Origin of the sequence: Nocardia sp. NPDC004654 (assembly GCF_040609595.1) — a bacterium.
Taxonomy (GTDB): domain Bacteria; phylum Actinomycetota; class Actinomycetes; order Mycobacteriales; family Mycobacteriaceae; genus Nocardia.
In genome coordinates, this window is the sequence record NZ_JBEXKI010000011.1 from 257782 (window position 1) to 266019 (window position 8238).

Annotated in this window: 8 protein-coding genes and 1 pseudogene; 8 read left to right on the plus strand and 1 reads right to left on the minus strand. The window is 70.1% G+C overall.

What is annotated here, in order from left to right; all coding sequences use genetic code 11:
- Window positions 1-55 precede the first annotated feature (55 nt).
- From ABZV58_RS32160 to ABZV58_RS32185, 6 genes and pseudogenes are all read left to right on the plus strand, one after another.
- Window positions 56-1423: pseudogene (locus tag ABZV58_RS32160) on the plus strand (DEAD/DEAH box helicase); the annotation flags it as partial.
- An 894-nt stretch (window positions 1424-2317) separates the two neighbouring features.
- Window positions 2318-3553, plus strand: a complete 1236-nt coding sequence (locus ABZV58_RS32165; RefSeq protein ID WP_355003947.1) for a PQQ-binding-like beta-propeller repeat protein — start codon at window positions 2318-2320, stop codon at window positions 3551-3553.
- Between the two features lie 57 nt (window positions 3554-3610).
- On the plus strand, window positions 3611-4117 hold the full coding sequence (locus tag ABZV58_RS32170; protein ID WP_355003948.1) for a nitroreductase/quinone reductase family protein: 507 nt from the start codon (window positions 3611-3613) through the stop codon (window positions 4115-4117).
- 55 nt (window positions 4118-4172) lie between these two features.
- Window positions 4173-4781, plus strand: coding sequence for an acid phosphatase (locus tag ABZV58_RS32175; RefSeq protein WP_355003949.1), 609 nt, complete (start codon window positions 4173-4175; stop codon window positions 4779-4781).
- Window positions 4778-5263 carry a GNAT family N-acetyltransferase gene (locus ABZV58_RS32180; protein ID WP_355003950.1) on the plus strand — a complete coding sequence of 162 codons (486 nt, stop codon included), beginning with the start codon at window positions 4778-4780 and terminating at the stop codon, window positions 5261-5263. Before ABZV58_RS32175 ends, ABZV58_RS32180 begins: the two co-directional genes overlap by 4 nt.
- A 15-nt stretch (window positions 5264-5278) precedes the next feature.
- Window positions 5279-5968 (plus strand): endonuclease V, encoded by a 690-nt coding sequence (locus ABZV58_RS32185; RefSeq protein WP_355003951.1) that lies wholly within the window; start codon window positions 5279-5281, stop codon window positions 5966-5968.
- A 119-nt stretch (window positions 5969-6087) separates the two neighbouring features.
- Here ABZV58_RS32185 and ABZV58_RS32190 read toward each other — a convergent pair whose 3' ends face one another.
- Window positions 6088-6516, minus strand: coding sequence for a hypothetical protein (locus ABZV58_RS32190; protein WP_355003952.1), 429 nt, complete (start codon window positions 6514-6516; stop codon window positions 6088-6090).
- 85 nt (window positions 6517-6601) lie between these two features.
- On the opposite strand from ABZV58_RS32190, the gene ABZV58_RS32195 reads away from it, so the two are divergent.
- Both ABZV58_RS32195 and ABZV58_RS32200 read left to right on the plus strand, forming a co-directional pair.
- Entirely contained in the window at window positions 6602-7549 is a 948-nt protein-coding gene (locus ABZV58_RS32195; RefSeq protein ID WP_355003953.1) for a diacylglycerol kinase family protein, read from the plus strand.
- Between the two features lie 248 nt (window positions 7550-7797).
- Window positions 7798-8052, plus strand: coding sequence for a WhiB family transcriptional regulator (locus tag ABZV58_RS32200; protein WP_011211115.1), 255 nt, complete (start codon window positions 7798-7800; stop codon window positions 8050-8052).
- Window positions 8053-8238: the final 186 nt, after the last annotated feature.

An 8238-nucleotide genomic window follows, 5' to 3' on the forward strand; every position in this document is an offset into this window, starting at 1 on the left:
CGATAACGAGGAAGGCACGAACCTGAGCAAGATCACTGTCGAGCAGGAACCCGGTGTGGCGGACACGCTGTTGACGGCCGAACTGGACGCGACGCATACCGCCCCGACATTCGCCGAATTGGGGGTGCGCGAGGAAATCGTCCGAGCGCTCGCCGAGATCGGCATCGAACGAACATTCGCTATTCAGGAACTGACCCTTCCGCTGGCGCTGGCCGGCGAGGATCTCATCGGTCAGGCACGCACCGGCATGGGCAAGACCTTCGGTTTCGGCGTGCCGCTGCTGCACCGCATCGCCACCGCCGATTCCGGCACGACGCCGCTGGACGGCACGCCGCGGGCGCTGGTCATCGTGCCGACCCGCGAGCTGTGCATCCAGGTCACCGAGGACCTGGAGAACGCGAGCAAGCACCTGCGCAACCACAAGGGCAAGCTGCAGGTCGCCTCGATCTACGGCGGCCGTCCCTACGAGTCCCAGATCGCCGCGCTGCGCGACGGCGTCGACGTGGTGGTCGGGACGCCCGGCCGACTACTGGACTTGGCCAAGCAGAACCATCTCATCCTCGGCAAGATCGGCGTGCTCGTCCTCGACGAGGCCGACGAGATGCTCGACCTCGGCTTCCTGCCGGATATCGAGCGCATCTTGAACATGGTGCCCGAGAAGCGCCAGACCATGCTGTTCTCGGCCACCATGCCGGGTCCGATCATCACGCTGGCCCGCACCTTCCTCACCCGCCCGACCCACATCAGGGCCGAGGAGCCGCACGACTCTGCGGTGCACGACCGCACCGCGCAGTTCGTCTACCGTGCGCACGCGCTGGACAAGAGCGAGCTGATCTCGCGGGTGCTGCAGGCCGAGAGCCGCGGCGCCACGATGATCTTCACCCGCACCAAGCGCACCGCGCAGAAGGTCGCCGACGACCTCGCCGAACGCGGCTTCGCCGTGGGTGCGGTGCACGGCGACCTCGGTCAGATCGCCCGTGAGAAGGCGCTGACCCGGTTCCGCAAGGGCACCATCGACGTGCTGGTCGCCACCGACGTGGCCGCCCGCGGCATCGACATCGACGACGTCACGCACGTCGTCAACTATCAGTGCCCCGAGGACGAGAAGACCTACGTGCACCGGATCGGGCGCACGGGCCGGGCCGGGCGCACCGGCGTCGCGGTGACGCTGATCGACTGGGACGAGCTCAACCGCTGGGCGGCCATCGACACCGCGCTCGGCCTCGGCATCCCGGACCCGGTGGAGACGTACTCGCGTTCCCCGCACCTGTTCGCCGATCTCGGCATCCCCGAGGGCGTCACCGGCACGGTCCGCAAGCCGCGGCCGGTCCGCGAAGAGGACGACGTGGTGGTCGAGCGCGAGGCGCGCAGCCCGCGCAAGCGCAACCGCAGGCGCACCCGTGGCGGCAAGCCCGTCGACGGGGCCGAGGTCGGCGCCGAGTCGACCATCGACGCCGACGGGAACGACACCGAGCCGAACGGCACAGAGCCGAACGCGGACGAGGGTCGGTCGCGCCGCAGGCGCAGGCGGCGTCGCTCCGGCGGCGCCGAGGGCGTGGACAACGGCGCGGCGGAAGTCGTCGCCGAGGGCGAGTCGACCGAGAACGCGGGCGAGGGCGCCGAGGCGGAGACCACCGAGGCTCCGGCGCGGCGCAGGCGTCGTCGTCGGAAGTCCTCGGAAGGTGCCGGCGAGAACGAGAACGTCGTGGCCGAGGCCACGGCGGCGGTCGCGAACGACACCGCGGCTCCGGTTGCGGCCGACGCGGGTAACACTGCGGCTCAGGTCCAGGCCGAGACCACTGCGGCAGTCGCAAGTGACACCGCAGCTGCGATCCAGGCCGAGACCACGGCGGCAGTCGCGAACGAGGCCACGGCTCCGGCACAGTCCGAGCCCACGGCGGCGGTCGCGAACGACACCGCGGCGGCCCAGGCTGAGCCGACGGCGGCGGTCGCGAACGACACCGCGGCTCCGGCACAGCCCGAGACCGCGGCGGCAGTCGCGGACGAGACCCCGGCGGCCGCCGAGGATGCGCCCGCGAAGCCCGTTCGGCGACGGACCCGCAAGACCGCCGCGGCCGAGTCGACGGACAACGGCACCGCCGAGAACGGCGCGGCACCGGCCGAACCGGTCAAGCGCCGCCGCACCCGCAAGACGGCCGACGCGCCGGTCGACGCGAACGGCGACGCGGAGGCCGCCGAGAAGCCGGTGCGCCGCCGTCGTCGCAAGGCCGACGAGGCCGAGGCGAGCGAGGCCGTGGCCGCGACCGCGGGAACGGCTGCTTCGGCATAGTTCGGCGGATCCGCTAGTCTCGCAATCGTGCTCGCACCCGAGCGGCGGACGCGCGCCGACATCATCTCCGCAGTCGCGATCGCTGTGCTCGTGGCGGTCGCGGGGCTGGTGGTGTGGGCGCGCGGCGACGCGACGGGCACCGAATCGGTGACCGCGGCGACGCCCGCGACCACCCCGCCGACGGCCGACAAGATCCCCGCGAACCTGCGGGAGTTGTGGCACGCGCCGGACGACGCCAGCGCGCGGGCGCTGGCCTCCGGCGGCGCGGTGATCACCGGTTCGGGCGGCACCGTCACCGGGCGTGATCCCGCCACCGGCGCCGAATTGTGGCGCTACCGGCGGGATATGCCGCTGTGCGGTGTGGAAGCGCAGTTCGGCATGGTGATCGCGGTGTACCGGGATCAGCGCGGGTGCAGCCAGGCCACCCTGCTGGCCGGTGACACCGGGGAACGCCGCACCGCGCGCAGCAGTTACATGGATCCGAGCGTGCGGCTCTCGGTCGACGGCACCTACGTGCTCGCGTACGGCGAACGGCGACTGGAGATGTGGCGCTCGGATCTGGTGCGCACGCTGGAGTACGGCTACGTCGACGCGCCGGTGAACGTGAAAACCCAACCACGCAAAGGCTGCACGCTGCTCTCGGCCGGTTCCAGCTCGTCCCGGCTCGCCGTGCTGGAACGCTGCCCCGACGACCCGGCGCCCCGGCTGACGGTGCTCAACCCGGCGCCGAAGGACAACACGGTGCCCGAGGAGTACGGCTCGCACGTGCTCTCCGGTCCCGGCACCGATGTGCCAGGCGCCCGGGTGATCGCGGTGTCGGACAGCCGGATCGTGCTCTACCTCCCGGGCGGAACCGTTTCCGGCGCAGGCGAATCCACGCCGCCGCGCCTCGGCGTGTACGACAGCACCGGCAATCCCGTTGTGGCGCATCAACTTTCCGCTCCGCTCGCGGAGAACGCGACGACCACCCGCATCGGCTCGGCGTATCTCGTGTTCACCGGCAACAGCGTGATCGCCTTGAACGCGAGCACTTTCGATCCGCTCTGGGCAGCGCCGAGCGCCCTCGGCTCCCCCGCGATGATGGCCGGACGCCTGCTGCTGCCGGTCGCCGACGGCCTCGCCGTCCTCGATCCCACCTCCGGCGCGGAAGTCGGCCGCGTCCCGTTCCAGCGCCCGGGCTACACGGGCGGCCCGATCTCCCTCGCCGTAGTCGGAAACATCGTGCTCGAACACCGCGACGGAGAACTGCACGCCCTAGGCTGACGGCCGCCGGTCTCGTCGGCGCCCGAACTTGTCGGTGCCTTGCGTCACACTGGCCGCATGTCCGAAACCGAATCCACCGCACCGGAATCGAAGCCCGCCATCACGTCCTACGACGATCCCGACGCGCCATGGAACCAGGAATACACCGACACCGAGATCGCGCACTGGAACGACGGCGTGATCGAGGAGTTCCGCGCGAACAGCGGCAAGGTCGGCGGCGCGTACGAGGGCAGTGATCTGGTGCTGCTCACCACCACCGGAGCCAAGAGCGGTGAACCGCACGTGGTCCCGCTCGGCCTGCTGCGACGCGACGAGACCGTGTACGTGAGCTCCTTCATCGAGGACAAGTACCCGGCCTGGTTCTACAACGTGAAGGCGAACCGCGACGTCACCATCGAATGGGGGTCCACCACCTACCGCGGCACCGCGCGAGCGCTCTCGGGCGCCGAGTACGACGAATTCGCGGCGTGGGTCTTCGCGAACAATCCGTTGCTCACCGAGTACCAGGCAAAGGTCACGCGCCCGTTGCCGCTGGTGGTGCTCGAGCTGGGCGAGCCGATCTGAGGCGGAACGAACCCGGTCCGGGCGGCGCGGCGCGTTTCTGACCATGATGGAGGGCATGTCCGCACACGAAGACGCCCGGCTGGTTCTACTCCGGCACGGCGAGACGTCCTGGTCGCGCGAGCGGCGGCACACGAGCCACACCGATCTGCCGCTCACCGAGCGCGGCGAGCGGCAGGCGGAGGCCGCGGGGCGGTTGCTCGCGGAGCTGAAGCTGCGGGATCCGCTCGTCCTCACCAGCCCGCGGCAGCGCGCGGTGCGCACGGCGGAGCTGGCGGGCTGCACCGAGACCACTGTCGACGACGATCTCGCCGAATGGGACTACGGCGACTACGAGGGCCTGACAACCCCTGAGATTCGTGAGACCACGCCAGGGTGGACGATCTGGACCGGCACGGCGCCCGGCGGCGAGACGGCCGCCCAGGTACGCGCGCGCGCCGATCGGCTGCTCGCCGCCGTCGAACCCGTCCTGCCGGAGCGGGACGTGGTGCTGGTCGGACACGGGCACTTCTCCCGCGTGCTGATCGCCCGGTGGGCCGAGTTCGAGGTGGTCGAGGGCCGCCGCTTCGCGATGTCCACCGCCGCCGTGAGCCTGCTGGGCTACGAGCACGACGCGCGAACCATCCACGCGCACAACATCGTTTCGACCAACGAGGGAGCCAAGTGACCGCCGCGATCCGCCGTGCCACCCCCGCCGACGTCCCCGCGCTCGTCGACCTCGTCTACGACCTCGCGGAGTACGAGAAGGCTCGCCACGAGTGCGCGCTGACACTGGAGCAGCTGCGGGCCGCGCTGTTCGGTCCGTCGCCCGCGCTGTTCGCGCACGTGGCCGAGGACGAGACCGGCGTGGTCGGCTGCGCGATCTGGTTCCTGAACTTCTCCACCTGGGACGGGGTGCACGGCATCTACCTGGAGGACCTGTACGTCAAGCCGGAGACGCGCGGCAAGGGCTACGGCAAGGCGCTCATCGCGGCACTGGCCAAGGAGGCGCTGGAGAAGGGCTACAGCCGCGTCTCCTGGTCCGTGCTCACCTGGAACACGCCCTCCATCGACTTCTACCGCTCGATCGGCGCCGTCGAGCAGGACGAGTGGGTCGGGTATCGACTGGCGGGCGGCGAGCTGGTGAAGCTGGCCGCCGAAGCGTCCTGAGCCGCGGAGGATCGGTTGCTGATCGACACACCCGATCGCTGGCCCGCCGACGCCGCGGCGGCGATGGCGATCCAGGACGAGCTGCGGCCGCGCGTCGTCGCGGCGAATCCGCGTCCGCCGCGGTTCCGGACGGTGGCCGGGCTGGACTCGGCCTACGACGACGCGAGCGGTGTGGTCGCCGCGGCCGTCGTGGTGCTCGACGCGTCGACGCTCACGACGGTCGACACCGCGGTCGCGCACGGCGCGGTGAGCTTCCCGTACGTGCCTGGCCTGCTCGCCTTCCGCGAGCTGCCCACCACCCTCGGCGTGCTCGAACGGCTCGGCGCCGCACCGGATCTGCTGATCTGCGACGGCCAGGGCCTGGCCCATCCGCGCCGCTTCGGGCTGGCCTGTCACGTCGGCGTGCTGGCCGGGGTGCCGACGATCGGGGTCGCCAAGAACGCGTGGGGCGACTACAGCGAACCGGGGCCCGCGCGTGGCGACGCGACGGATCTGGTCCTCGACGGCGGGGTGGTCGGCAGGGCGCTGCGCACCAGGACGGGCGTGAAGCCGGTGTTCGTTTCGGTGGGACACCTGATCGATCTCGACACGGCGTGCGCGCAGGTACTCGCGCTCACTCCGCACTACCGCCAGCCGGAGACGACGCGCCGAGCCGACGCCCTGTGCCGACAGGCCCTGCGCGCGGCGACCGCGTCCGCGCGGTAGTCGTACCTCCGCCTCCGCTCCGGCATACGCGGATTTCGACGCACTGGGTCCGGTCAGGGCGTACGCCGCTCCACTCCGGCCCTCCACGCGGCGGACAGCGTCCGGCAGCGTGCGAGGTCCTACTCCGGCTCCGCCCCGTACTCCCTGGCCATCCAGCGGGTCGAGGACGGCACGAAGAGCAGGATCAGCGCGGCGACCACGACCACGCCGAGCAGCCCGCCGTAGACCGGCTGGTGCGAATCGGTGAGCAGCGACCACACCACGGGCAGCAGCAGCACCTGGGCGATGACCGCGATGGCGCGACCCCAGCGGTGGCCGAGCAGCAGTCCGATGCCCGCGGCGAGCACCGCGCCGCCGAGGATGCCGAACCATGCCGCGGTGCCGTAGCCGCTGGCCTGCGATTGGTCGTGGCCGAGCAGCCCGCGCACCACGAGCACGATCGCGACCGTCACCGCGACAGCGCCCTCCAGCGCGACCAGCCCGCCCGCGCCGCGCACCGTCGCGGGAACCGCGTCCGCCGAAACCTCTGCCTTGCCGCTTTCCGCCACGCGCCAAGCCTACGACGCGGCGTAGGGTGCGCCCGGTCACGGCCGCGCGGCCGGGGGCCCTTCGCCGCCGCACTAAGCTGCGAACGTGCGGACGTTGCTGATCGTGAACCCGAATGCCACCTCGACCACACCGGCGACCCGAGACCTACTGGCCCACGCTTTGGAGAGCCGCACTCAGCTGACCGTTGCGCACACCCAGCATCGCGGCCACGCGGCCGAACTGGCTCAGTGGGCCTCGACCAACGAGATGGATCTGATCGTCGTGCACGGCGGCGATGGGACGGTCAACGAGACCATCAACGGTTTCCTCCCGCTGCCCGAGCTGAACGATGGACAGGCCTGGATACCCCGGCTCGGCGTGATCCCCGGCGGCTCGGCCAACGTGTTCGCCAGGGCGCTCGGCATCTCCCCCGACCCAGTGACCGCGACCAATCAGCTCATCGACCTGCTGACCCTCGAGCACGACCGCACGATCGGCCTCGGCTTGGCCGACGACCGCTGGTTCACCTTCAGCGCGGGCGTCGGATTGGACGCCGACGTGTGCGAGGCCATAGACGCGAGCCGTGCCAAGGGCCGCGCGGCCACACCCGGTCGCTATGTTCGAACAACTGTGCGACAATTCTTCCGCGCGAAGCGTCGCGAACCGCAGATCCGAATCGAAGTTCCGGGCCTGGAAGCGGTCGACGAGGTGCACTACGCGTTCGTCACGAACGCCAGTCCGTGGACCTACCTGAACGCCACGCCGGTGCACACCAACCCCGGCACGAGCTTCGAAACGGGCCTCGGAGTGTTTGCCGTGCGGTCCATGGCGGTGCTACCGACGCTGCGGCTCGCCGGTCAGCTCCTCGCCTCGAACGGAAATCCCAAGTCCCGCAATTTGTTTCGTGACGACGACGTTCCGTCGGTGCATATCGAGACGAAGGAGCCCATCGGCCTGCAAATCGATGGCGACTTTATCGGGAAACGCAACGTGGTGGATTTCACGGCGGTGCCCGACGTGCTCGAAGTGGTGGCGCCGCAACCCCGTCGGTGACGAAACGCCGCGAAAAACTCGCGGTTGCGCTGCGAAAACCTCCTCGAGCGAGTACAAAGGACCGGGCAGGTCCCCCATGGGGGCACCTCGATTGCGTGAGCTTCCCCACGGTGCACCGGATACCTATTGACATCTACGGTGTTCGTGAAAGCATTCACAAGCAACCGTGCGGAAACATTCGAGTCGCACAAGTGAACGATCCACAAACGACCGGCGCCCTTTGCGGCGCCCAGCGAAGGAGCAGAGGAATGGACTGGCGCCACAAGGCCATCTGTCGCGACGAGGACCCCGAACTGTTCTTCCCGGTGGGTAACAGTGGTCCTGCGCTCGCGCAGATTGCCGATGCCAAGCTGGTCTGCGCTCGCTGCCCCGTTACTGCCGACTGCCTGTCCTGGGCCCTGAAGTCCGGACAAGACGCCGGCGTGTGGGGTGGTATGAGTGAGGACGAGCGCAGGGCGCTCAAGCGTCGCAACGCGCGCACCCGCACCCGCACCGTCGTCTGACAAGACGACCGGCCTTACCGGACCCTCTCAGCCCGGCCCGGTAAAGCATTCAGCCCGGCACCTACCAAGGTGCCGGGCTCAGTTATTTTTTGCCGCGACTTCGTCGCGGCGGTTCGCGACCCCTTATGTCTCGCGCCCGAGCGGTCGAGACTATTGGGTGGGGCGGGTGGGCGTGGTGCGCGGCGG

Bases quoted from the DNA above. Each gene is read 5' to 3' on its own strand.
- ABZV58_RS32170 (WP_355003948.1), top strand. From the start codon at position 3,611: ATGTCCGAAACCGAATCCACCGCACCGGAATCGAAGCCCGCCATCACG.
- ABZV58_RS32175 (WP_355003949.1), top strand. From the start codon at position 4,173: ATGTCCGCACACGAAGACGCCCGGCTGGTTCTACTCCGGCACGGCGAG.
- ABZV58_RS32200 (WP_011211115.1), top strand. From the start codon at position 7,798: ATGGACTGGCGCCACAAGGCCATCTGTCGCGACGAGGACCCCGAACTG.